Origin of the sequence: Dongia sp. (assembly GCF_041905885.1) — a bacterium.
In the GTDB taxonomy this organism is placed as follows: domain Bacteria; phylum Pseudomonadota; class Alphaproteobacteria; order Dongiales; family Dongiaceae; genus Dongia.
The window spans coordinates 47,280-71,513 of the sequence record NZ_JAYRKD010000026.1 but is presented as its reverse complement, the minus strand read 5'-3'; the positions used below and the strand labels follow the sequence as shown (position 1 = coordinate 71,513).

General features: G+C 66.9%; 15 protein-coding genes. 6 read left to right on the top strand and 9 right to left on the bottom strand.

Going from position 1 to position 24,234, the window contains the following annotated elements; translation table 11 throughout:
• Positions 1-18: 18 nt before the first annotated feature.
• Entirely contained in the window at positions 19-720 is a 702-nt protein-coding gene (locus tag ACH2CY_RS21985; RefSeq protein WP_395021732.1) for a DUF1194 domain-containing protein, read from the top strand.
• Here the strand turns inward: ACH2CY_RS21985 and ACH2CY_RS21980 are convergent.
• From ACH2CY_RS21980 to ACH2CY_RS21960, 5 genes are all read right to left on the bottom strand, one after another.
• Positions 717-1,961, bottom strand: coding sequence for an RNA polymerase sigma factor (locus ACH2CY_RS21980; protein WP_395021731.1), 1,245 nt, complete (start codon positions 1,959-1,961; stop codon positions 717-719). The genes ACH2CY_RS21985 and ACH2CY_RS21980 overlap by 4 nt on opposite strands.
• A gap of 10 nt (positions 1,962-1,971) precedes the next feature.
• A complete protein-coding gene (locus ACH2CY_RS21975; protein ID WP_395021729.1) occupies positions 1,972-2,328 on the bottom strand; it encodes a YciI family protein in 357 nt (118 codons plus the stop codon).
• Positions 2,329-2,423: 95 nt separating this feature from the next.
• Positions 2,424-3,491 (bottom strand): response regulator, encoded by a 1,068-nt coding sequence (locus ACH2CY_RS21970; protein ID WP_395021728.1) that lies wholly within the window; start codon positions 3,489-3,491, stop codon positions 2,424-2,426.
• Positions 3,492-3,504: 13 nt separating this feature from the next.
• Complete coding sequence (locus ACH2CY_RS21965; protein WP_395021726.1) at positions 3,505-3,945, bottom strand: response regulator; 441 nt, start codon at positions 3,943-3,945, stop codon at positions 3,505-3,507.
• Positions 3,942-5,396, bottom strand: a complete 1,455-nt coding sequence (locus ACH2CY_RS21960; RefSeq protein WP_395021725.1) for a CHASE3 domain-containing protein — start codon at positions 5,394-5,396, stop codon at positions 3,942-3,944. The genes ACH2CY_RS21965 and ACH2CY_RS21960 overlap by 4 nt, the downstream gene beginning before the upstream one ends.
• A 210-nt stretch (positions 5,397-5,606) precedes the next feature.
• Between ACH2CY_RS21960 and ACH2CY_RS21955 the strand changes: the two genes are divergently transcribed.
• Positions 5,607-6,692 (top strand): NAD(P)H-dependent flavin oxidoreductase, encoded by a 1,086-nt coding sequence (locus ACH2CY_RS21955; RefSeq protein WP_395021723.1) that lies wholly within the window; start codon positions 5,607-5,609, stop codon positions 6,690-6,692.
• A gap of 144 nt (positions 6,693-6,836) precedes the next feature.
• On the opposite strand, the gene ACH2CY_RS21950 is transcribed toward ACH2CY_RS21955, so the two are convergent.
• Together ACH2CY_RS21950 and ACH2CY_RS21945 are read right to left on the bottom strand one after the other, a co-directional pair.
• Complete coding sequence (locus tag ACH2CY_RS21950) at positions 6,837-7,580, bottom strand: DUF3750 domain-containing protein (RefSeq protein WP_395021721.1); 744 nt, start codon at positions 7,578-7,580, stop codon at positions 6,837-6,839.
• 28 nt (positions 7,581-7,608) lie between these two features.
• Entirely contained in the window at positions 7,609-8,391 is a 783-nt protein-coding gene (locus ACH2CY_RS21945) for a DUF72 domain-containing protein (protein WP_395021719.1), read from the bottom strand.
• Positions 8,392-8,527: 136 nt separating this feature from the next.
• Between ACH2CY_RS21945 and ACH2CY_RS21940 the strand changes: the two genes are divergently transcribed.
• The 4 genes from ACH2CY_RS21940 to ACH2CY_RS21925 are packed head-to-tail and all read left to right on the top strand — an operon-like array spanning position 8,528 to position 11,321.
• Positions 8,528-9,283 (top strand): hypothetical protein, encoded by a 756-nt coding sequence (locus ACH2CY_RS21940; RefSeq protein ID WP_395021718.1) that lies wholly within the window; start codon positions 8,528-8,530, stop codon positions 9,281-9,283.
• 4 nt (positions 9,284-9,287) lie between these two features.
• Complete coding sequence (locus tag ACH2CY_RS21935; protein ID WP_395021716.1) at positions 9,288-10,214, top strand: TIGR04222 domain-containing membrane protein; 927 nt, start codon at positions 9,288-9,290, stop codon at positions 10,212-10,214.
• Positions 10,204-11,064, top strand: a complete 861-nt coding sequence (locus tag ACH2CY_RS21930; RefSeq protein ID WP_395021715.1) for a DUF692 family multinuclear iron-containing protein — start codon at positions 10,204-10,206, stop codon at positions 11,062-11,064. The genes ACH2CY_RS21935 and ACH2CY_RS21930 overlap by 11 nt, the downstream gene beginning before the upstream one ends.
• A complete protein-coding gene (locus ACH2CY_RS21925; RefSeq protein ID WP_395021713.1) occupies positions 11,061-11,321 on the top strand; it encodes a hypothetical protein in 261 nt (86 codons plus the stop codon). The genes ACH2CY_RS21930 and ACH2CY_RS21925 overlap by 4 nt, the downstream gene beginning before the upstream one ends.
• Positions 11,322-11,404: 83 nt before the next feature.
• Here ACH2CY_RS21925 and ACH2CY_RS21920 read toward each other — a convergent pair whose 3' ends face one another.
• Together ACH2CY_RS21920 and ACH2CY_RS21915 are read right to left on the bottom strand one after the other, a co-directional pair.
• A complete protein-coding gene (locus ACH2CY_RS21920; protein WP_395021712.1) occupies positions 11,405-17,731 on the bottom strand; it encodes an Ig-like domain-containing protein in 6,327 nt (2,108 codons plus the stop codon).
• A 338-nt stretch (positions 17,732-18,069) separates the two neighbouring features.
• On the bottom strand, positions 18,070-24,234 hold a 6,165-nt coding region (locus tag ACH2CY_RS21915), incomplete at its 5' end, for a beta strand repeat-containing protein (RefSeq protein WP_395021711.1).

The following is a 24,234-nucleotide window of genomic DNA, read 5'->3' as shown; positions in this document are numbered from 1 at the left end:
GAAGCCATGGAGGATTCGATGCGTGCACTGAGCTTGTTCTTGGCGGCGTGCGGTCTGGTCCTCTGCGGTGCGGCCTCTGCGCAGGACAGGCCGCCGGTTGATGTCGCCCTGGTCCTGGTCGTCGACGCCTCGGGCAGCATCGATACCGAGGAGTTCGTCTTGCAGCGCGACGGCATCGCCGGCGCCGTCACCGACGGCGAGGTGCTGGGCGCGATCATGGGTGGGCGACACGGCAAGATCGCGATCAGCCTGGTGGAATGGGGCTCGCCGGGCGGTGCGACCAAAGTCGTGGACTGGCGCATCGTCGGCGACGCAGGCAGTGCCGGCGCCTTCGCCGACGCCGTCCGGTCAGCACCACGTGCGATGCAGAGCTACAACGCCATCGGCGATGGGATGGTGCTCGCGACTGCGCTGATCGACGCCTGCCTCTGCGACCCGACGCGCCGAGTGATCGACGTCTCCGGCGACAATCCCGACATGCGCAGCAACCTTTCGGCGCCGATCGCGCGCGATCTTGCCGTCAAGGCCGGCATCACGGTGAACGCACTCGCGATCCTGCAGGACGACCGCGTGGGTCCAGGCGGCAAGCCCTGGCTGGTCGAGGTCTATGAGCAGACGGTGATCGGCGGCTTCGGAGCCTTCGTGATCCCGGCACGGACCCGCGCCGACTTCGCGCGCGCTCTGCGCCAGAAGCTGATTCAGGAAATCGCCAGCCTCTAGATCCCGGGCCCCGCGCGCTGCTTCTGCAGGAAGGCGCGCGCCGCCGGATCGGATTCGAGGCCGATCGCCAGCGCATAGGCATTGTCCGCGCCTTCGCGGTCGCCGAGCCGCGCGAGCAGGGCGGCGCGCGCCGCCCAATAGGGCTGGTACTCGGCGATGCGTTTGTCGCCGCCGATCGCATCCAGCGCAGCGAGGCCGGCGGCCACGCCCTGCACTTCCGCCAGCGCCACGGCGCGGTTGACCGCAATCACGGGCGAGCCGGTCAGCGCCAGCAGGCCGTCGTAGAGCATGAGGATCGCCGGCCAATCCGAATGGCCGAGATGACGGCGGGCGGCATGGGCCGACTGCACCGCGGCTTCCAATTGATAGCGGCCGATCTCGCCGATGAGCTTCGCGCGGGTCAGCAGGGCATCGGCGTCGGCGATGGTAGCGTCATCCCAGAGCCGCATCTCCTGCTCGGTCAAGGGCACGAAGTTGCCGTCTGCGTCCCGCCGCGCGTCGCGACGGGCATCGGCATGCAGCATCAGCGCCAGCAAGCCCAGGGCTTCCGCCTGGTCGGGCAGCAGCTCGACCGTCAGGCGGCCGAGCCAGATCGCCTCGCCGGAGAGGTCGCGGCGCTTCGGGTCCATGCCGGACCAGCCTTCGGCGAAAACCGCATAGATCGCATCCAGAACGGCTTCGAGCCGCAGCGCCAGTTCCTCGCGCTCGGGGACGCGAAAGGGAATGCCGGCGGCACGGATCTTGGTCTTGGAGCGGACCAGGCGCTGGCCCATCGTCGCCGGCGCCACCAGGAAGGCCGAGCCGATCGCGACCGCATCGAAGCCCAGCACGCATTGCAGGATCAGCGGCGCCCGGATCGCAGGCTCGATCGCCGGATGCGCGCAGGCGAACATCAGGGCGAGGCGGCGGTCGGGAATCGCGGCGGGGTTCGCCGCCGCTTCTTCCAGCTCTTCCGCCACCAGGATCAGATGGTCTTCACCCATCGCGGCACTCTGCTTGCGGCGCACCGCGTCGATGGCGCGCCGCCGGGCGGTGGTCAGCAGCCAGGCTTCGGGATTGTCGGGCACGCCGTTTCGCGGCCAGTCGGCGAGCGCACTCGCAAACGCTTCCGCCAGCGCATCTTCCGCCGCGGCCACGTCGCGGCTGCGGGCGGCGAGATAGGCGATGAGCTTGCCATAGCTGCGGCGCGCCGCCGATTCCGCAGCGGCGCGCGCCAGGCTTGCATCATCGACCTCGTTCAAGCCGTCCCCATCAGGTCGTCATGGTCCAGAGCGGACGGACCTCGACGGTGCCGTGGGCGGCACCCGGGCAGCGGGCCGCCCAGGAGAGCGCGGTGTCGAGATCCGGCACATCGATCATGAAATAGCCGCCGAGCTGTTCCTTGGTCTCGGCATAGGGTCCGTTCAGGACCTGGGTCTTGCCCTCGGCGACCTTGACCGTGGTCGCGGTGCTGGTGGGCTGCAGCCGGTCGCCGCCCCGGATGACGCCCGCCTTCTGTAAGGCCTCGGCATAGGCGATGTAGGGCGCCGTCATCTGGGCGACGCCCATTTCCTTGGCGACCTGCGCGCCCTTGGCCTCGTCCACATAGATCAACAGCATGTATTTCATGGTCACGCGCTCCCTTGGCTCAAGCCGGGCAGGATGCTCCGACAAAAGCGTGACGGGCGGAAGCGGGCGATTTCGACAGGCCGGGCGGGAAATCTTCAGCCCGGCGGCGCCTCGGGGATGCGGATCACCGTCCGCACCCCCTTATGCGCTTGATCCCGGCTGGTTTCCGCCTTGAGCTTGGTGCTCATCATGCCGACGATCTTCTGGCCCAGGCCCCCGCCCTTGGCCGGCGCGGCCGGGTCCATGCCGACCCCGTCATCCTCGACGACGAGCTCCAGCCCGCCGCCCGGCAGCGCCCGGCAGACCACGCGGACCGGGCCGTGCTGGCCCTGGGGATAGGCGTATTTGGTGGCGTTCAGGACCAGCTCGGTCACCATCATGCCGATCGAGACGGCGCGGTCGGTGGTGGTCAGGATCGGCTCGGCCGCGACCGAGAGATGCGCGCCGGTTTCCGTGCCGAGTGCCTTGCGGAGATCGATCACCAGGTCCTCGAGATAGCGGCCGAGGTCGATCTCGCGCACGTCGCTGCCGGTATAGAGCTGGCGATGCACGTGGCCGATCGCGTTCACCCGGACCTGGGCGTTGGAGAGCGCGGTCTTGGTCTCCGGCTGGGAGGCGGCGCCCGCCTGCAGGCGCAGGAAGGCGTTCACCAGCTGCAGGCTGTTGCCGATGCGGTGGTTGATCTCGCGGATCAGCACCTCGCGTTCCTTGGCGAGGCTCTCGAAGCGGTCGCGCGCCTCGCGCACCTCGGCTTCGGCGGCGGCATGGGCGCGGCGGATCTCGCGCTGCTCGATCGCGCCGGCGACCCCGGCGCGGAGCAGCGGCAGGAAGTCGGCGCTCGCTTCCTTGATCACATATTCCTCGGCGCCCGCCTTCAAGGCCGCCACCGCGACCTTGCCCTCGGCCTCGCCGGTCACGTAGACCACCGGCGGCGGGTCGTCGAGCTTGGCGATTTCACCGAGGATCGAAAGCCCGTCGCGGCCCGGCATGTGGTGATCGAGGATGATTGCGTCGAAACGCTCCGCCCCGATCCTGGCCAGACCGGAGATGCCGTCATGCGCCATGTCCATGGAGTAGCCGTTGCGCTCCAGGTCGCGCTTGACGACCAGGCAGAGACCCTGGTCGTCGTCGATGTAGAGGACGCGCGGCATCGATCGAGACATCAGAGCTCCACCTTCAAAGCTCCGGGACCTGCACGACGGAGAAGAACAAACCGAGCTGGCGGATCGCGTTGGCGAAGTTCTCGTAGTTGACCGGCTTGGTGACATAGACGTTGGCGCCGAGATCGTAGCAACGCTGGATCTCGTTCTTGTCGTCGGTGGTGGTCAGCACGATCACCGGGATGCGCTCGGTCTTCGGCGTTTCCTTCAGCTGCTTCAGGATATCGACGCCCGACATATCCGGCAGGTTGAGGTCGAGCAGCACCATGTAGGGCTTGCCGTTCTTCACGCCCGGCTTGCCGCCGCCGCCGATCAGGTAGTCCAGCGCCGGCTGGCCGGAGGCGAACTTGACGATCTCGTTGCTGACCCCGGCGCGCCGGATGTTGCGCTCGATCAGCGTCGCGTGGCCCTCGTCATCCTCGATCATGATGATCGTCAGCGGTTCCTGCTTGCTCATGCTGCCATTCCTCCCTGGGCGACCGGCTGTCGCGCCATCCACAATTTAGAAAGCACCAAAGTGAAGACCGAGCCGCCATCCGGCGCCGCGTCGAGCTCAATCGTGCCGCCGATGCGGCGCGCCAGCCCGCGCGAATGCGCCAGCCCGATGCCCTCGCCCGGCTTGTCCTGGACCCCGGCGCGGCGGAACAGGTCGAACACCCGCTCGCGGTCCGCCGGCGCGATGCCGCGGCCGTTGTCGATCACGCTGATGCGGATCTCGCGCGGCGTCTCCTCGGCCTTGACCTCGATCCGGCCCGGGACGCCGTCGCGCAGGTATTTCAGCGCGTTGTCGACCAGGTTGGAGAGAATCTGCTCGATCGCCATGCGGTCGCTGCGGACCGCCGGCAGCCGCCCGACGATGAGCTCCGCTTCAGCCTCGCGCAGCCGGTGCTCGACATCCGCGGCGATCACCGTCAGCACCTCGCCGAGCTCGACCCGCTGGATCGTGAGCTCGCGCCGGCCGGCGCGCGACAGGGTCAGGATCGCCTTGATCAGGCCGTCCATCTTGCCGATCGAGGTCTTGATGAAATGTATCGCCTCGTCGAAGTCCTTGCGCAGGACGGCGACATCGACCTCCTCCCTGGCCTCCGGCGCCTCGGTGAAGTCGCTGGGGCCGGGCTGGGGATCGAGGCGCTGGAAGATCTGGTCGCGCAGCACCTCGAGCTCGCTGGTGAAGCCCATGATGTTGACCAGCGGCGAGCGGAGATCGTGGGTCACCACATAGGCGAAGCGCTGCACCTCCTGGTTGGCGGCTTCGAGCTCCGCGGTGCGCTCCTGCACCCGCGTCTCCAGGCTCTCGTTCATCTCCTTCAACGCCTGCTCGCGCTCGATGATGGCAGCGGTGCTGCGGCGGAACAGCAGGTAGGAGGCATAGGCGAGGGCGGCGATGGCGAGCACGCCGGCGCTGTTCACGACGACGAGCGCGATCTCGTAAAGGGTGGTTCTGGCCCGTCGCTCGTCGAGCAGACGCCGCTCCTCGGCGACGAGCGCGCGGTAAACCTCGATCACATCCTGCATCACGCCCAGCCCGCGACCGTCCTTCACGATCGCCATCGCCTCGGGGCGGCGATTCTGCAACGCGAGCTCGACCGTCGAGGCCATCTCCTTGAGCTTCTCGGCGAAGAGCGGACGAAGCCGGTCGATGGACTCCTTCTGCGAAGGGTTGTCGACCGTGAGCTTGTAGAGTTCTTCCAGCTCCGGCTGGAGCCGGCCGAGCGCCGCATTGTAGTCGTCGAGATACACCGTCTCGCCGGTCAGCAGATAGCCGCGCTGGCCGCTTTCCGCGCGGCGCACATCCGCCCGCAGGTTGGCGACGGTGTTGAGGACGGTCAGGGAATGATCGACGGCGGCGGACGCCGTCAGCGACTGCCGGATCAGGATGAGCGAGATCGCCCCCATGGTGAGAACCACGGCGAATCCAACGAGGAGGAGGAGCCTTTGGGCGGGAGCCCGATAGCCTTGGCGAACCATGCTTTGGGGGAAGACGCTCAATTTCGACGGACCCCGTTGTAGATCATATGGGCGGCCGGCGCAAAGCGGCCGCGGGAGCCCGATTTTCGGAGCCGGAAGTCGTTGCGGCGGCTAACATTCGCGCTGCTTCTGACCCCGGAAGGATCCGTCATGACCGCCTGGCCCGATCGCCGCATCCTCGATCTCTTCAATATAGAGCTGCCGATCCTGCAGGCGCCGATGGCGGGCGCCTCGACCCCTGAGATGGCGATCGCGGTCTGCCAGGCGGGCGGGCTCGGGTCCCTGCCCTGCGCGCAATACGACCTCGCGGGCGCGCGGGCGGCGCTCGCCCAGGTGCGGGCCGCGACGAAGCGTCCGGTCAATGTCAATTTCTTCTGCCACCGCATGCCGCAGCCAGATCCCGCGGAGGACCGGCGCTGGCGGGCGCGGCTGGCGGATTACTACAAGGAGCTGGGCCTCGATCCGGCGCTGCCCACGCCGCCCGGCGGGCGGACGCCCTTCGACGCCGCTTTCTGCGCCTGGGTCGAGGAGACCCGCCCCGAGGTCGCGAGCTTTCATTTCGGCCTGCCTGAACCGGCACTCCTCACGCGGGTGAAGGCGACCGGCGCCAAGGTGATCGGCTCCGCCACCACGGTCGAAGAGGCGCGCTGGCTGGAGGCGCAGGGCTGCGACGCGGTCATCGCCATGGGCTACGAGGCCGGCGGGCATCGCGGCATCTTCCTCAGCGAGGATCCCAGCCGCGACATGGCGCGGCAGGTCGGCACCTTCGCCCTGGTGCCGCAGGTGGTCGATGCGGTGAAGGTTCCGGTGATCGCCGCGGGCGGCATCGCCGATGCGCGCGGCATCGTCGCCGCCTTCGCGCTGGGCGCTTCGGCGGTGCAGCTCGGCACCGCCTATCTCTTCACCCCGGAGGCGAAGATCCCCGCTTGGCATCGCACGGCGCTGAAGACGGCGACGGACGACGCGACCATGGTGACCAATCTCTTCACCGGAAGACCGGCACGCGGGATCGCGAACCGGATCATGCGCGAGATCGGCCCGCTCTCCGCCGATGCGCCGCGCTTCCCGCTGGCGGGCGGCGGGCTGATCCCGCTGCGCCAGGTAGCGGAAGCCGAGGGGTCGGGAGATTTCAGCAACATGTGGGCGGGACAGGCGGCGCGGCTCGGGGTCGAGCTGCCGGCGGCGGCGCTTACCCGCAGGCTCGCCGCCGAAGCGCTCGCACGCCTGGGCAAATAGCTGCGCCTCAAATCGATGCGCAATTTTCTTGCGCCCCGCGGGGCCGGAAACAGGCGCCTGATCAAGAGGTTATCGCTCCATTGACAAAGCTCACACCGGGATGTACGGTCTTGACGACCTCGGAGCAGCGAAGGCCAAAAGGAATCAAGACGGCTGAAGCGCGGCCCCGAAGCGGCCGAGACCGGGGAGTTCCACCGCCGGGCGCCTGAAATCGAGACGCAGCGCCGCCCCCGCGATATCCACCGCCAGGCCCTCGCGCCAGCCCAGGGTCAGCCCTGCATATCCCGCTATGCTCAAGCGGAAGCCGGCGCCGTCGGCGGTCACGCGCAGCCAATGGCCGTCATAGGGAAAGTCCTTGCCGATCGCCAGCGCCGGCAGGGTCGCGTCGATCTCCGGCACGGCGTCGAGGATCGCCTGGATGAAGGTGTTCGAGTTCGGTCCCGGCCAGGCGCGGTAGTCGCCGGCCTCGCGCAAGGGATAGGCGCGGATCGCGTCCTCGATCCTGGGGATCAGCCGTTCCGCCGCCGCGCCATCCAGGGCATAGAGGGTCTCCGGCGCGCGGCCGAACCAGCGGCCGTCCGGCGCATAGCCGTTCATGCGCACGGGAAGCTCGGTCCAGGCAGTGTAGTCGTAGCGGGTATAGGCAGCAGCACCCTTCGGCTTGTAGACCAGCCAGCAATGCACCGCGAAGATGCCGCGCCAGCGCACGGTGCGCGCGGCATAGATGCGGATCACCGCATCGGAATGCAGCAGCGGCTGCTCGAGCAGGCCGGCGCTGCTGCGGTCGGCGCTGCGCCAATCCGCCTTGGCCTCGGTGCCGCCGTAGTAGAGCGCCGCCGAAATGCCGATCGGCAGCGCGAAGCCGATCAGGAAGAACCACAACAGCATCTTTACCCCGCGGCGCATGCCGTTGCCTTTACGCGACCCGCTCGATCAGCGCTTGCGCCGCCGCGGGATTGCGGACCTTGGCGCCGGAGATGAAATAGACGAAGGCATCGCCGCGCTTGGCCCAGTCCTTCGCCCTTTTCGCCCAGGCGTCGAGCTCCTTCGGCTTGTAGCCGGTGGCGACATCCTCCTGGCTCTGCATCAGCCGGGCATAGGTGAAGTCGGCGGTCGGCGCGTCGATCTCCGGGAAATCCGCGTCATGGGCATAGACGATGGCGGCGTTGTGCTTGCGGCAGAGCTCGTAGAATTCCTCGCTCTTGAAGCTCGCGTTGCGCACTTCCATTGCGTGGCGCAGCGGCACCTTGTTCACTTCCTTGGGCAGCAGCTTCAGGAAAGCCTCGAAATCCGCCGGGTCGAATTTCTTGGTGCCCATGAACTGCCAATTGATCGGGCCGAGCTTGTCGCCCAGTTCGTGGAGGCCCTGGTTGATGAAGCGGGTGATCGACTCTCCCGCCCCGCCCAGCTCCTTGCGGTTGGTGCAGAAGCGCGACGCCTTGACCGCGAAGACGAAGTCCTTCGGCGTCTCCTCGCGCCACTTGATCCAGCTCGGCGGCTTGAAGGTGGAATAATAGGTGCCGTTGATCTCGATCGAGCTCAGCTTGCTCGCAGCATATTCCAGCTCGCGCTTCTGCGAGAGGTCCTTCGGGTAGAAGACGCCGCGCCAGGGTTCGAAAGTCCAGCCGCCGATCCCGACGCGGATGGCGCCGCCGCTGGTATTGGTCCCACTGGATTTCCTTTGGGGTTTCGCTGCCATGTTTGCCTCGCGATGATCCTTCCTGGAACACTTAGCCTGTGGCGTGGCAGTTTTCCACCCACCCCCGATCAAGATCCGCGAGATAGCCAGCGGTCGCGGAAAAATGGTAGGAGTCGAAGCCGAAGCGGAGTGGCTAATGGGGGAAGCCGTGGCGAGCGAGATGGGGCTGCCGGAGCCGGTCGAGCGGGCGATCGGGTCGTTCGTCGCTTCGGCCCAGGAGGCGTTCGGCGCCGACCTCGTCTCCATCGTCTTGTTCGGATCTGGTGCCGAGCAGAACCTGCGCCCGACCTCCGACGTCAACATCCTTGTGGTGCTGAAGCGGTTCGACCAGGCCGCGGCCGACATGATCCGCGAGCCGCTGCGTTTCGCCCATGCCGCGGTCGAGTTGAACGCCATGTTCATGCTCGAAGCGGAATTGCCAGAGGCGATGGAAGCCTTCGCGGTCAAGTTCTCCGACATCCTGCACCGGCATCGCGTGCTCCATGGCAGCGATCCCTTCGCCAGCGTCACCGTGTCGGATGCGGCTTTGCTGCGCCGGCTGAAGCAGGTGCTCCTGAACCTGCAGATCCGGCTGCGCGAGCGCTACATCCTGATCAGCCTGCGCGAGGAGCAATTGGGCCGCGTCATCGCCGACGCGGCGCCGCCGCTGCGCGCCAGCGCCGCCTCGATCCTGCAGCTCGAGGGCCATCCGGCGCCCTCGCCCAAGAAGGCACTGGAGCGGGTGGTGACGGCGCTGGGCGATCCGTCGTTCAGCGCGGTCCTGGCGGCGATGACCAGGGTGCGCGGCGGCGAACGGCTGGAGCCGGGCCAGGGGCCCACGATCCTGATCGACCTGATGCGACTGATCGGGAAGCTGCGCGAGAACGTGGAGCGGCTCGAGGGGCGGAGCTGAAAGGATGAATCCTTTCGCGCTGCACGGCGGCGACTTTCTCCTCTTCTATGCCTTGGTCGGCCTCGCCGGGCTCGCCGTCCAATATGCCTGGACCCGGCTGCAGGAATCGCTCGGCGAGATGCCGCAGCTGCCGATGACCGATCCCTATCAGATCGCCTATCTGCGCGGCGGGCAGGCCGAAGCCCTGCGCCTGGTCGCCTTTTCCCTGCTCGATCGCGGCCTGCTGAACGGTGGCGCCCGGACCCTCACCGCCGAGCTGGGCGCGGAGAAGCAGGTCCGCCGCCCGATCGAAAAAGCGGTGCTGCGGGTGTTCCGCAGCCCGGGATATCCGCGCGAGATGCAGACCGACGCGGATGCGATCGACGCCTGCCGCCGCTATCGCGACACCCTGGAGGATTACGGCCTGGTCGCCGGCCCCGCCACCTTCGCGCGGCGCCTGCCGGCGCTGCTGGTGGCCGCGATCGCGGTGGTGTTCGTCGGCCTGCTGAAGCTGTTCATCGCTTTGTCGGAAGGCCGGCACAATATCGGCTTCCTGATCCTGATGATGATCGGCTTCTCCTATGTCGCGATCGTGATCTTCCGCCGGCATCGCACCAAGCGCGGCGACGACATGATGGCGGACCTGCGGATGATGTTCGCCCGGCTGCGCGACCGCTCCGGGAATCTCGGCCAGGGCGGCGCCACCAACGAGGCCGCCCTGCTGGCGGCGGTGTTCGGTCTCTCGGAACTGTCGCCGGCGCGGTTTCCGGCGCTGCGGTCGCTGAAGCCGGAGAAGGTGAAGAACAGCAGCAACTGCAGCAGCGGCTGCTCGTCTTGCAGCAGCTATTACTCTTCGAGTTCTTCTTGCAGCAGCAGCAGCAGCAGCAGCAGTTGCAGCAGCGGCAGCAGCTGCGGTGGCGGCGGTGGATGCGGAGGCGGCTGTGGCGGCTGACCGGGTCGGCATCGGCTGGCGGGCCGAGCTCGCCGCCGGCATCTTCGTGCATCGCGACCGGATCGATTGCATCGAGCTGATCGCCGACGATCATTTCCGGGCTTCCAAGCGCGAGCTGCGTGCCCTGCGCACCCTGGCGGGCCAGGTGCCGATGTCGCTGCACGGCGTCACCGCGGGTCTCGCGTCGATGGCCGCAGCCGATGAGCAGAGGCTCACCCGGATGGCGCGGCTGGCGGAGGCGGTGCAGCCGGAATCCTGGTCGGAGCACCTGGCCTTCGTCCGCGCCGGCGGGATCGAGATCGGGCATCTGGCGGCGCCGCCGCGCACGGAAGCCGGGATCGAGGCGGCGGCGCGCAACACCCGGCGCGCCACCGCGATCGTCGGCGCGGCGCCGGCGATGGAGAATGTCGCGACCCTGATCGATCCGCCGGCCAGCACCCTGGATGAGCCCGACTGGATCGCCGGCATCGTCGCCGGCGCGGATGCACCGCTGCTGCTCGACCTGCACAATCTCTACGCCAACGCGGTCAATTTCGGCGCCGATCCGGCGGCGATGCTGCTGCGCCTGCCGCTCGATCGCGTGAAGAGCGTGCATCTCAGCGGCGGGCACTGGATCGAGGCGCCCGGATCGGCCGAACGACGGCTGCTGGACGATCATGTCCATGACGTTCCGCCGGAGGTGTTCGCGCTGCTGACCCTGCTTGCCACCCATGCGCCGCAGCCGCTGGACGTGATCCTGGAGCGCGACGGGAACTACCCGGCCTTTCCGCGGCTGCTCTTGCAACTCGACGCCGCGCGCACCGCCCTGGCGGCGGGACGCGCCGCGATGACGATGCGGGCGGTGGCATGAGCTCGGTCGCGCTCGAGAGCTACCTGGCGCGGCTCTACACCGACGCGGCGGCGCGGGCACGGTTCACCGCCGATCCGGAAGGCGAGGCCGCACAGGCCGGCTTGTCCGCCCCGGAATGCGCGGCGCTGGCGGCTTGCGACCGGGTCGGGCTGGAGATGGCGGCCGAGAGCTTCGGGCATAAGCGGGCGCGGCACGGCCGGCGGCGCCTGCCCTGGCACCGCCGCGTCCTGCGCTGGCTGCTGCGCCGCCTCACCTGATCGCCAAACAAGAGAGGACCTCCCCTGTGGCGCAGGGGAGGTCCGGGGTCCGGTCGGAACCGTGAGATCCGGGTTCCGGCCGATTACGAGACGTCGAGGCCGTTTTCCACCGCGACCTTCACGCCGCCGGCCGCCTCGTAGATGTTGAAGTAGTGCGTCTGATCGGTCACCGAGTCCTTGAAGCTGACGTTGGTCGCGACCGCGGTCAGGTTGAAGCCGGTCAGATCGACGTTGTCGCGGCCGCTCGAGCCGCTCATGCCGCCGCTCTGGTCGCCGATCACGTAGAGGGCGATCGCGTGCCCGCCGAGCGAGGTGCCGGTCCCGTTAGCAACCAGATCCCCGGCATCGAGCGCAAAGTTGTTCTGGCTGTTGTTGCGATCGTTGCTGTCGCCGATATCGACCATCTCGACGCCGAGGTAGCTGGCCTTGTCGTAGTCGATGTCAGTGTTGCCGTTGGAGTTCTTCACCTGGTCGAAGCCGGAGCCGCCGTCGTACTTGTCGCTGCTGCCGAAGACCATGGTGTCGTCGCCGGCGCCGCCGAAGATCAGGTCGCTGCCGGACTGGCCGTCCAGCTTGTCATCGCCCGCACCGCCGATCACGATGTCGTTGCCGTTGCCGGCCTCGACCGTGGTCCCGCCGCTGCCATAGACCACGACGATGTCGTCGCCGTTGGAGCCGCTCAGCGTCCCGTTGGTGTCCTGGCTGACGGTGACATGGCCGGTGTCCTGGCCGCCGTCGCCGTCGGTCATCTTGTAGTCGAAGGAGCCGCCGTTGCCGCCGCTGTCGGTGAAGCTCACGAAGCCTTCCGCGCCGGTGCCGTTGGTATGGGACGCCGAGCCGCCGCTGGCATTGAAGACGGCGGCCGCGCCCGCGATCAGGTCGAAGCTGCTCTTGCTGCTGTCCGCGTCGCTGTCGTTATAGAGCAGCGCCCATTCCGGGATGTTGAACAGGTTGGAGCCGGCATTGGTGACGACGTTGTCGTCGTGGGCGACCGGTGCCTCGTTGGTATCCTGGATATAGATGATCGCGGTGTCGGTGGCGGTGAGATCGCCGCCGCCGGTGTAGCCCTCGTCGTTGATTTTCATGGTGAGGGTGGTCTGGCTGGACGGCGTGTCGTCGTTGTTGAAGTAGGCGACGACGCCGCCGCTGTTGCCGGCCAGCAGATTGTTGATCTGCGTGAGGGTGCCGGTGACCGTGACTGTGTCGTCGCCGTTGTTGAAGACCGAGACGCCGGTCGAACCCTTGGTGATGTTGAGCTCGCCCTCGCCGACCTTCAGCGTCAAGGTCATCACGCCGTTCTTTGAGTCCACGTCGCCGATCGAGAGGCCGGTTCCCGAGAGGACCAAGCTGGTCTGCTCGACCGCGTTGTAGGTGAGCGGCGTGATGGTCGCGGTCGGCGCGTCGTTGGTCGGATCGACATCGACCGAGATGGTGTGGCTGGTGCTGACCAGATTGCCCTCATCCTTCACCGTCACCGTCACGGTGCGGTCGCTGGTGTTCGGGTTGTCGCTGGTGTTGTTGTAGACGATGCCGCGCAGGATGGTCTGGTAGACCGAGGCATCGACCGGCGTGGCGCTGGAGAGTGTGATCACGCCGTTGACGTTGATGATCGTGATTCCGGCGTTGCTGCGCGCGGTTTCCGCCGCCGAGTTCAGCGACAGTGTTTCGAGGGCGCCGTCCGGACGGCTGGAGAGGCCGACCGTCATCTGCAGCAGCTTGCCGGTGTCGTCGGTGATGGTGGCCGAGGACGCGATCTGGATCGCGCCGTTGTCCTCCTGGAAGAACACCTCATGGTCGGAGCCGTAGCTGCCGCCGTTGAGGTCGGTCACCGGCTTGTCGTTGACGTTCTCTACATTGATGGTCGCGGTGTCGGTGTCGGTCTTCGCGCCGCCGATGCCGGTCTCGCCCTTGTCGTCGACCTTGAGGGTCAGCGTAACCTGGGACTGCGGCGAGTCGTTGGCGTTGAGATAGGTGATCTTGCCCTGGCCGCCCGAGCCGGTGCCGTGCAGCAGGGCGTTGATCTCGGCCACCGTGCCGGTGAGCTTCACCGAGCTGGTCTCGTCGTTGGTGACCGTGACGCCGCTGTTGCCCTTGCTCACATCGATGATGCCCTGGGTGACCGAGAGGGTGACGGTCACGTCCTCGTTGCCGGCATCGACGTCGCTGATCGACATCTTGCCGGCACCGGACAGCGTCAGCTCCTGGTCCTCCTTCGTGCTGTAGGGATCCTGGAAGATGGTCGCGTCCGGCGCGTCGTTGACCGAGGTCACGGAGAGCTCGATCTCGTGGCTGACGCTGTTGAAGGTGCCGTCGTTCACCACCACCGTGATGTGGCGGTCGCTCTCGTTCGGCGCCTGGCTGCTGTTGTTGTAGAGGATGCCCTGGAGAATGGTCTGGTAAACCGAAGCCGGGGCGGCCGGGCCGGAGATGGCCAGCACTCCATTCAGGTAGGTGAACGAAAGGGTGTTGTCGTTCACGGCCTGCTGGGCGGCCGCGTTGAAGGTGAGCCCCTCGGTCGCATCGCCGTCCGGACGGTTGGCAAGGGTCACCGTCATCGAGTGGATCGGGCCGTCGTCGCTGACGATGCCGTTGGGCGAGATCTTGATCGCGCCCGCGTCCTCGACGAAGGATGCGTTATTGTCCGCGCCCTCGCAGGCGGCGCCGTTGAGGTCGGTGGTGGGACGGATGTTGATGTCGATCTTCAGCTTGGCGGTCGATTGGTCGCCGTCGCCGTCCTGGATCGTATAGTCGATCGAGAACTCCTTGCCGTCGGCGTTCTTGGCCGGCGGGGTGTATTCGTAGGTGCCGTCGTCCTTGATCGTGATCGAGCCGCGGCCGGTGCCGAGGTCGATGGTGTGCTCATGGGTGCTGGAGTCGAAGGCGTAGGTGTTGCCGTCATACGCCACCGAGACCAGCTTGCCGTCGCCGAAGCTGTCGGCGCCCGGGGTGTCGTTCACGGTCAGGTCGCCGGTGATCGGAGTGACGACCGGAACGATGGTGTCGTTCAGGGTCTGCAGGAGCCCACCGAGGTTACCGGTGTTGCTGATGTCGAGCAGGTTCTGCTCCGAGCCGTCCGTAGCTTCCGGATAGGCGATCGGGGCGAGATGCGCCTTCTCGCCGTCGTCGTTGGCGGTGCCGATGCCGACCGCGAAGACATTTGAGATGCCGTGGCTGTCGACGAAGCTTTCCCACTCGTCGATCGAGACCTGGGAGGCGCCGCTGCCCTCGTCGGTGATGCCGGGATCGCTGTGCGGCTCGTTCGGATTGCCGTCGGAGAAGAAGTAGACCAAGGTCTGGTCGCCCGCCGGCAACGGCCGGCCCTCGACCATGCCTTCCATCGCCTCGTCCAGCGCGCGGTCGAAGTTGGTGTTGCCGCCACCGTTGTCGAAGTTGTCGCCGTCCTTCAGCCAGTCGAGCGCCTGTTCGCGGGTCATCCAGTCGCTGTGCGAGGCGTGGTCGTCGAACAGCACGAACTGCACGTTCTGGATCTCGGGATGCGCGTTCAGCATCTGCTCGATCGCATAGCGCTCCAGGCCGATGCCGTTGTCGGGGTAGCCGGAGACGGTGACGTGGCGGTCTCCCATGCTGCCGGAGATGTCCAGGATGAACTGGACGTCGGCAGTGGGCTCCTTCGGCGCGTTGAGCGAGAGCGTGTCGCGGGCCGCCTCCGGCTCGTCATCGACGATGTCGATCGCCAGGGTGGCGGTGCCCTCGTCGCCATCGACATCGGTGACCTTGATGTCGAACTCGACCGTCTTGACGCTGTTGGCGTCGTTGTTGTCGGTGAGAAGGTAGGTGTAGCTGAGCGCGCCGGTGCCCTCGTCAAAGCCGGTCAGCGTCAGCGTGCCGTTCTCGTCGCTGATCTCGACGGGGCTGGTGCCGAGATCCTTGAGCTCGGCCAGGGTCAGCGATTCGCCGCCGATCTCCAGGCTCTCGATGCCGTCCTTGGCGGTGATGGTGATGGTGCCGCCGGTCTGCTCGGAATCGGCGCCGGCATCGCTGCCTTCGGACTCGCTGCCGCGGGCCGGCAGGCCGGATTCGTAGACCGTGGTGTCGGCGGGGCTGTCCGGGATCTCGACGGTCACGCCGGAGTCGGTGATGTGGATGGTGAGGGTGGCGGTGCTGACGTCGCCGTCGCCGTCCTTCAGCGTGTAGGTGAAGACGTCATCGACGCCGCCGTCGCTGTAGGCATCGCGGGTGTAGGTGTAGCTGCCGTCGGCATTGAGCGTGAGCTTGCCATGGTCGCCGGTGATCTCCGTGGCGACCTTGTCGTTCGCGCCGCCGGCGACGCTGCCGGCCCAGACGCCGACGACCAGCGCATGGTCGGCGCCCTGCGAATCCTTGCCGGTCGAGGGCGAATCCGTGTCGGCGCCGGTCATCACATTGCCCGAGATCGGGCCATAGGTGCCCGCGGCGATGGTGTCGCTGTCGGCGCGCGCGACCGGCATGTCGTCGTTGATGTCGATGTTGATCGCCGCATCGACCCAGTCGCCGTCGTCGTCATAGGCGTTGACGTGGAACTCGAGCGGAATGGTGTTCTCGGGCTGCTCCAGCGCCGAGGTGCCGGTCTCGCCGCCGAAGATCGAGTCGCCGTGGTCGAGCGGGCCCTTGAGCTCGAAGCTGAACTGGCCGGTCGCCTGGTCGAGGGTCAAGGTGAAGATGGTGCAGCCCGGGATCGGGTCGGTCGGCGTCTGGTCGCCGACCTCGTTCTCGACCAGGCCCTGCTGCTTGCCGTCGGCGATGCCGACGGTCAGGTGGTCGCCGCTGACCGAGAGGACGACCAGGGTCTGGCCGCCGGAGGTCAGGCCGGTGTCGCCGTAGGGGAAGGCCTGGCCGAGCAGATACTGGGCGGTGTCGAGCACGAAGGCGTGCTTGTCGCCCTCGCCCTTGACGTCGCTGCTGGCGGCGCCGTCGGCGCCGAAGTTGACCTCGATGCAGCCGGTGACGGATTTGCCGCCGCCGGTGTCGCCGTTGTCGCCGGGGTTGTTGTTGCCGTCGGCGCCCTTGTCATGGGCGCCGCCGCGGATCCAATCCTCGTCGATCAGGCCGACATTGCTGCCGCCGGCGATGACGCTTTCGCGGGCCGGAGTCTTCATGTCGTGCTGGTTGTGGTAGGCGACGTCCTCCAGGATCGGCACGTCGTCGGCAAAGCTCGCCTTGAAGCTGCCCTCGATGGAGGGCGAGTCCGGCGTCGGCTCCTGCGGGACGTCGTTGTTCTCGCCGCCTTCGAGCGGCTGTTGCTCCTGGTTGGGCGCCGGACCGTCATAGACCTTGAACTGGATCTCGATGTCCATCGAGTCCCTGCCGGCATCGCCCTCGCCCGCGCCCGGATGGTCGAGGCGGTTGATCAGGAAAGTGGTGATCACGAACTGGCCGTCGGCGTCGGGGCCATCGACATGGACCACGGCAACCAGGGCTTTGTCGGTTTCGCGGCGCACGAACATGGTCTCGCCGTTGTCGCGCACATCGGTCTTGAGATCGCTGTGGTTCGACTGGACGCCGTCGGCGATGCCGGTCAGCACCAGCGCGCCGGTGCCGCTGGTGAAGTTGGCATCGACCGTGATGGTCTGGCTGGTCTGCTCGAGATATTCCTGGAAATCGCCGCCGGTCACGCCGGTCCCGTGGAAGTCGGCCCAGCCGGCATACATCGCCGCACCCGGATGCTCGACCGCGTCCTGGTATTCGAGCATGAAGTTGGCGAACGAGCCGAGCTCGGTGGTCTGCGCCGGATCGCGCAGGAAGCCTTCGCCGAAGCTGCCGGAGATCGCGCCGACGCTGAAGCCGAAGGCGTCGGCGGTCACCAGCGTGTCGGCGAAGTCGTTGCGGATGCTGGCATCGATGGTCCGGTAGCCGAGCTCGGTCCCCTCCTGGGCGCCGACCGAATCGAGGCCGCCGAGGCCCGCGCCGTCCTCGAGCTGGGCCAGGATCGCGCCGTTGTTATCGGCGCCCTGGCCGTTCTGGCCGGCGTCCGGGCCGGCGGCGGTCTGGATGTCGATCGCCGGATCGGTCGAGGCCAGGATGGTCGCGATGTCGATCGGCTGGTTGTCGGCGCCCTCGATGGTGACCGGCGCCTGCTGGTTGGCGTCCACGTAGCCCTGGAGGATGACCGTGACCTCGCCGACCCGGATCGCCAGGTTGCCGTCGCCTTCGCGCGCCATCAGCGCCGCGTCGGCCTCGAAGGGCTGGGGCAGCTCGACGGCGCTGCCGGGGGTGACCTGGACCCGGATCACCACCGGGCCGGCCGCGCCTTGCGGCGTGACAACCTGGATGGTCTGGCCGGGGGCCTGGGGCTCCGTCGCCTGGGCCAGCTGGAGGTTGGAGAACAGACTGTCCTGCCCCGCGCCGTGCTCGAAGAAGCCGTCGCCGGAAGCCTGGTTGGCCTGCACCGGATTGCTGAGATCGTTCGCCATGTCACCCCGCGCCCGGAGGCGCTCCCTTGATCGCGTGGCCGGAGCCGCGCTCCCGTCGCCACGAATGCGGGGGAGAGTAATTCGGGGATAGTCCGAAGCCGGGTCGGGGAGTTTGGTTAATACTCACACTTTAATATGAGTATGCAGGCTTTGCGCAAAAATGCCTGCTAATTTTCGGTAATCTTCGTTAATCCGCACCTCAGGAGGTGTGGAATCCCGAGCTCTTTTGGGAGGTGGACCTCCCCCCTATGGCGAGGGGGGAGGTCCGGTCCGGAACGGAGCACTCTGTCAGGGGCTCTCCGCCCGGATTTTGCAGCCGGATTGCCTCCGGCTGAGGCTCAACTCACGTCGAGGTTCGTCTCGATCGCCACCTTGACCGCCGGGTTGGCGACGGTGGCGTAGATGTCATAGTTGTGCGAGATGCCGGTGTTCGGATCGACGAAGGCGACCGCGCTGGCGAGCTTGCTGCCGAAGCCGGTCATGACCACGTTGTCATGCTCGGTCGTGCCGATGCCGGCCGTGTCGCCGATGACGAACAGGTTGATGTTGTGCCCGGGCACGGTGCCGGCGACCGTGCTGCCGTTGGCGGCGATCACGTCGGTGGCGCTGAGTGCCAGGGTATTCTGCCCGGCCCCGTTGCGATCGCTGCCGTAGCCGAGATCGATCATCTCGATGCCGATGAAGTTGGCGGCCGTGTAAGTGAGATTGGTGCCGCCGCTGGTCACCTGCACCCGGTCGAAGCCGGCGCCGCCGTCATATTTGTCGGCGCTGTCGTAGAGCATCGTGTCGTTGCCGGCATCGCCGAAGATGAAGTCGTTGCCGCCCGCACCGTTCAGCGTGTCGTTGCCGCTGCCGCCATGGATGGTGTCGTTGCCGGACCCGCCGGTGAAGATATGGGCCTGGCCGTCGTCGGTCTGCAGGTTGATGCCGATATACTGGCCCTTCGAGGTGTCGCCGTCGCCGTCGGTCAGTGTGGTCTCGAACTTGGTGTCGAGATCGAAGCCGATCGAGGTGTTCAGCACCTTGGAGCTGCTGATCGCGAAGTCGGCCGTCTTGTCGCTGCCGGATTCGATCAACAGGCGGTCGAAGCCGGTCGACTCGTCGATCTGGATAACGTCGCCAACCTGCAGGCCGGCGATGGTCGCGACGCCGCTGCTGAAGGTGATGGTGATGCCGCTCGCGGCCACCCCGCCGCGGAACACGCTCAACTCGCCGGCGGCCAGCGCCACCATCGAGTCGGCCGTGAACAGGGGATCCGTCGGGCCGTTGGAGTTGGTCGGGTTGGTGACGTCGAAGGCCGAGAGCTTGATCGTCGTCGAGCTGGCGCCTCCCTTGATCTGGGCCAGGGAGAACTGGAAATCCTGGACCTGGTAGTGGGTGCTGAAATTGTAGGGATCGGGACCGCTGCCGCTGGTCAGGCCGTTAACGAAGTCCATGCGCAGGCCTTCGCCGAACTCGATCCACTGGTTGCCGGTGGCGATATCGTTGCTCGAGCTGTTGACCGAGCCGCCGGTCTTGGAGGTGTAAAGTAGATCCCGCGTGGTCGCATCGCCGGCATCGGCGCCGACACCCAGCCAGGAGCCGTTGCCGGCCTTGGCGTTGCTCAAGTCGGTGAAGTCGATCTTGGCGCCGTTGTCGATCGCCTTCAGCAGATTGAACTCGTAGCGATCGGCGGCGCCGTCGAGCTTGACGGTGAAGACCGTGGTCTCGCCGGAGTCGATCTTGCCGTTGTTGTTGATGTCAGCGATGCCGGTCAGGGTGGTGGTGCCGAAGCCGCTCAGCAGGATGTTGTGGGTCTGGTAGAGCATCGGCGTGGTGCCGTCGGCCAGCATCGCCTTGGAGCCGTCGGTGCCGCCGCTGAACACGATCGAGCCGTAGCCGTCGGCGCCGGTATGGCCGGCGATGTCGAGCCCGCCGGTGATGGTGCCGCCCAGGTTGGAATTCAACAGGCTCTGGTCGGCCGGGTCGAAGGCCTGCGGCACGTCGTCGATCACGTTGACCTTGATCGTGTCGGTGGCCTTGTTGCCGAAGGCATCCTGGATCTGGATGTTGAAAATCTCGGCATCGTTGACCGTGTTGGCGCCGGCGATTGCACCCGAGTTCATGTTGGTGGTGAGCGTGTAGGTGAAGCTGCCGTCGGCATCGACATGCAGCTTGCCGAAGCTGCCGGTATAGTCACCGGCGGTCGCGGTGATGCCGGGGTCGAGCGTGAGCTTGCCGGTCTTGGTCTCGTCCGGCGACGACGGATTGGAGCCGGTCTTGGTGCTGGCGGCGAGATCGGCCGGGTCCTTGGTGGTGTCGAGGGCCGCCTCGTTGACCGTCACGATCTGAGTGTCGGTCTTCAGCTGCACGTTGGCAACCGTGATGTCGAGGGTCGTGGTCGACAGATCACCGTCGCCGTCCTTGATGGTGTAGACGAAGTGGTCCACGCCCGAGACGTTCGGCTTGGCGGTATAGGTGTAGCTGCCGTCGGCCTGGAGCTTCAGGGTGCCCAGGCTGGTCACGATGTCGGTGTTGAGGCTGCCCGCGGCATCCTTCGAGGTGTCGCTGCCGGTCGCCACCCCTACCACGCCGGAGCCGGACTTGCCGTCCGCCCCGAACACGTCGTTGGTCTCCACGTTGCCGCTGGTCGAGGCGCCGGAGTTCAGCGACTTGGTGTCGAGCGTGGCGGTGGGCACGTCGTCGATGACATCGACCTTCACGGTATCGACCGAGGTGTTGCCCTTGTCGTCGGTGATGGTGATGTTGAAGCTCTCGGCATTGAGCACGGTATTGGTGCCGGCGCCTGAGACCAGCAGGTTCGAGGTCAGGGTGTAGGTGAAGCTGCCGTCGCTGAGGACCACCAGGTTGCCGTAGCTGCCCGGATAGGTGCCGGCCGCCGCGGTGACGCCCGGGTCGAGGTCGAGCTTGCCGGTGGCGACCTCGTCGCTGGAGCCGGGGTTGGAGCCGGTCGCGTCCAGCGCCGCCTCGTTGACCGTCACGGTCTCGCTGTCGGTATCCGGCGCGATCTTGGTGACGGTGATGTCCAGCGTGGTCGTGGAGGTGTCGCCGTCGCCGTCCTCGATGGTGTAGACGAAGTGGTCCACGCCCGAGACATTGGGCTTGGCGGTGTAGGTATAGGTGCCGTCGGCCTGCAGCTTCAGGGTGCCCAGGCTGGTGACGATATCGGTGTTGAGGTTGCCGGTGACCGGGCTGCCCGTGTTGCTACCGGTCGCCACACCCACCACGCCGGAGCCGGACTTGCCGTCGGCGCCGAAGGTGTCGTTGGTCTCGACCGCGCCGTTGATGGTGTGGCCGGATTCCGAGTTGTCCGCGTCCGCTTGCGCGGTGGGCACGTCGTCCACGATCGTGGCGGACAAGGTCGCGGTCTTCTCGTCGCCGTCGACGTCGGTCAGAACGACTTCGAGGTCTTCGGACGTGGTGTTTTCGGCGCCGCCGGAGGCATGGTCCAGATTGGCATTCAGCGTGTAGCTGTAGCTGATCGTGCCGGTGTCCGGGTCGTAGTCGGTGACCGCCAGGGTGTTGCCGAAGGGTGTGGTGAAAGTGACGGCGGTGAAGATGCCGCCGCTGATCACCGCTTCGCCGCCGATCGTGAGATCCTTCACGCCGTCGGGTGCGCTGATCGTGAAGGTTCCGTCCTGAGTCAGCGATTCCTTGGAACTGTCGGAGCCCGCGGGGAGGTCATCCTCGTCCACGGTCACGTCGCCGCCGCCGGCGCTCGGCGTGAGATTGCCGATCCGCACGTCCTGGTCGTTGATGGCGATGGTCAGCGTCGCGGAGGACGGGTCGCCGTCCCCATCGGTCACAGTATAGGTGAAGATGTCGGTGTCGTTGAGCGGCGTACCGTCGAAGCGGGTGTAGGTATATGACCCGTCGGCGGCCAGAATCAGCACGCCGTACTTGCCGATAACCGTCGTGTCTCCGTTGATATCCGCCGACTGGTCGCCGCCGGTGGTGCTTGACGCCCCGGTGACCTTCACGCCGTCGGCGCCCTGGATGTCGGCGCCGCTCGAGGTCGTGTCGGCCCCGGTGATCACGTTGCCGGTCGCCTGCAGGCTCACATTGTCGAGGTTGTCGGTGTCGTCGATCGCCTTCGGCGCATCGTCGATGATGGAGATCTTGAGCGTGCCGTCGCCTTCGCTGCCGTCGATGTCGATGACCTTCAGCGCGAAGCTGACGGAATCCGGGTCGACCAGCGTGTTGTCGAGCAGGGTATAGGTGTAGCTGAGCTGGCCGCTGCCCTCGTCGAAGCCGGTCAGGGTGAGCTCGCCGGTCGCGTCCTTGTAGCTGACCGGATTGCTGCCGAGGTCGTTGAGCTCCGCCAGGGTCAGCGTGGTGTTGCTGCCGACCTGCAGGGTCGCGATGCCGTCCTTGGCGGTGATGGTGATGACGCCGCCCGTCGATTCCGACGGGTCGTCGTTGTTGGTGCCGTTCTCGCCGGAACCGGCGGGCTCTCCGTTGCGCGCCGGCAGGCCCTGCTCGTAGACGATCGTGCCGTCGCGGCCCGACGGGGTCTCGACCGTGACGCCGGCATCGCCGATGTGGATGGTCAGGTTCGCGGTGCTGCTGTCGCCGTCCTTGTCGGTGATGGTGTAGTTGAACACGTCGTCGACGCCGCCCTTGGTGCCGGGGTCGCGGGTATAGGAGTAGCTGCCGTCGGCATGCAGCGTGAGCTTGCCGTATTCGCCCTGCAGGGGGCTGTCGAGCGCGCCGTCCTTGCCGTCGAAGGCGACGCCGGTAACCTTGGCGGTGTCGGCGCCGCCGGTGTCGTTGGACATTACATTGCCCAACTCCGGTCCATAGGTGCCGGCCGCGACGTCGTCGCTGTCGTCCCGCGCGATCGGGAGGTCATCATTGACGTCGATGTTGATGGTCGCCGGCACGTAGTCGCCGTCGTCGTCCAGCGCGGTCACGCCGAAGGCGAGCGCGACCGTCTCTTCGGTGCCGCCGGCGACCTGGACCGCCGCTTCCCCGAAGATGAGGTCGGTGCCATGGTCAAGCGGACCGTAGAGCGTGAAGGTGAAGGCGCCGGTGTCCTGGTCGAGCACCAGGCTGAAGATCGCCGTGCCGAGGAAAGCCTCGACCGCCGCAGAATCCTTGGAATCGTCGATCTCCGGCGCCGGGATGCCGACGATCAGGTGGTCCGCGCCGACCGAGAGGACGTAGAGAACCTGGCCGCCGGATGCGAGCGTGCCGTCGCCATAGGGGAAGACCTCGCCTTGGGTATAGGCGCTGGTGTCGAGCAGGAAGGCGTGCTTGTCGGGATCTTCCAGCCGGCTGTCGGTGTTGGCCGGGCCGTCGGCGCCGAAGCTGATGTTGACCTGGCCGTCCACGGAAACGCCGCCCTTGGTGTCGCCGTTGGCGCCGGCATTGCTCTTGCCGTCGGCGCCATTGTCGTGGGCGCCGCCCTGCAGCCAATCCTCGTCGATCAGGCCCTTGCTGGTGCTGGCGCTGATCCCGTCGTCGCCGGGCGCGCCGTCCAAGTTTTGATAGGAGACGTTGTCGAACAGCGGGACGTCGTCCGCGAAGCTGACTTCGAAGCTGCCCTGGAGCGAAGGCGACGACGTGCCGCCGTCGTTCCCTTCGCCTTCCTGCTGGTAGGGCGAGGGACCGTCATAGACCGAGAACTCGACGCCGATGATCATCTCGTCGCGGCCGGCATCGCCGGTCCCGGCATCCGGATGGTCGATCCGGTTGATCATGATGGTCTCGATGGTGAAGCCGGTATCGGTCGGCTCGACATGGACCACCGCCACCAGGGCATCGTCGATATCCCGCCGCACGAACATCGTGTGGCCCTGGTCCGCATGCTGCACGTAGAGCGTGCTGCCGTTGGAGGTGATGCCGGGCGCGATGCCGTCCAGCACCAGGTCGCCGGAAGCCCCGGTGAAGCTCGCATCGACGTCGACCGTGCGGCGGGTCTGGTCGAGGTATTCCTGGAAGTCGCCGCTGGTCGCACCGGTGCCCTGGAAATCGGCCCAGCCGGGGAACATCGGGTTCTCGTGGTTCTCGACCGCGTCCTGATACTCCTCCATGAAGGTCGCGAAGGAGCCGAGATAGGTGGTCTGCGCCGGGTCGCGGAAGAAGCGCTCGGAATGGCCGCCCGAGATCGGGCCGACCGAGAATCCGAAGGTGCCGAGGGTGCCGAGCACCGGCTCGGCGAAATCGTTGCGGATGCTGTTGTCGATCAGGCCGTAGCTGAGCTCGGTCGCGTCCTGGGCGCCGACGCCGCTGAAGCCGCCGAGCCCGCCGCCCGGGCCGAACTGCGAGAACAAGGCGCCGCTATTGTCGGCGCCCTGGGGGCCGGCCGCGGCATCGCCGGGGCCGGCGGCGGTCTGGATGTCGATGGTGGGATCGGTCGAAGCCAGCATGGTGGCGACGTCGATCGGCTGGCCGTCTGCCGTCTCGACCGTGATCGGCGCCTGCTGGTTGGCGTCGACATAGCCTTGCAGGATGACCGTGACGTTGCCGACCCGGATCGCGAGGTTGCCGTCGCCGATCCG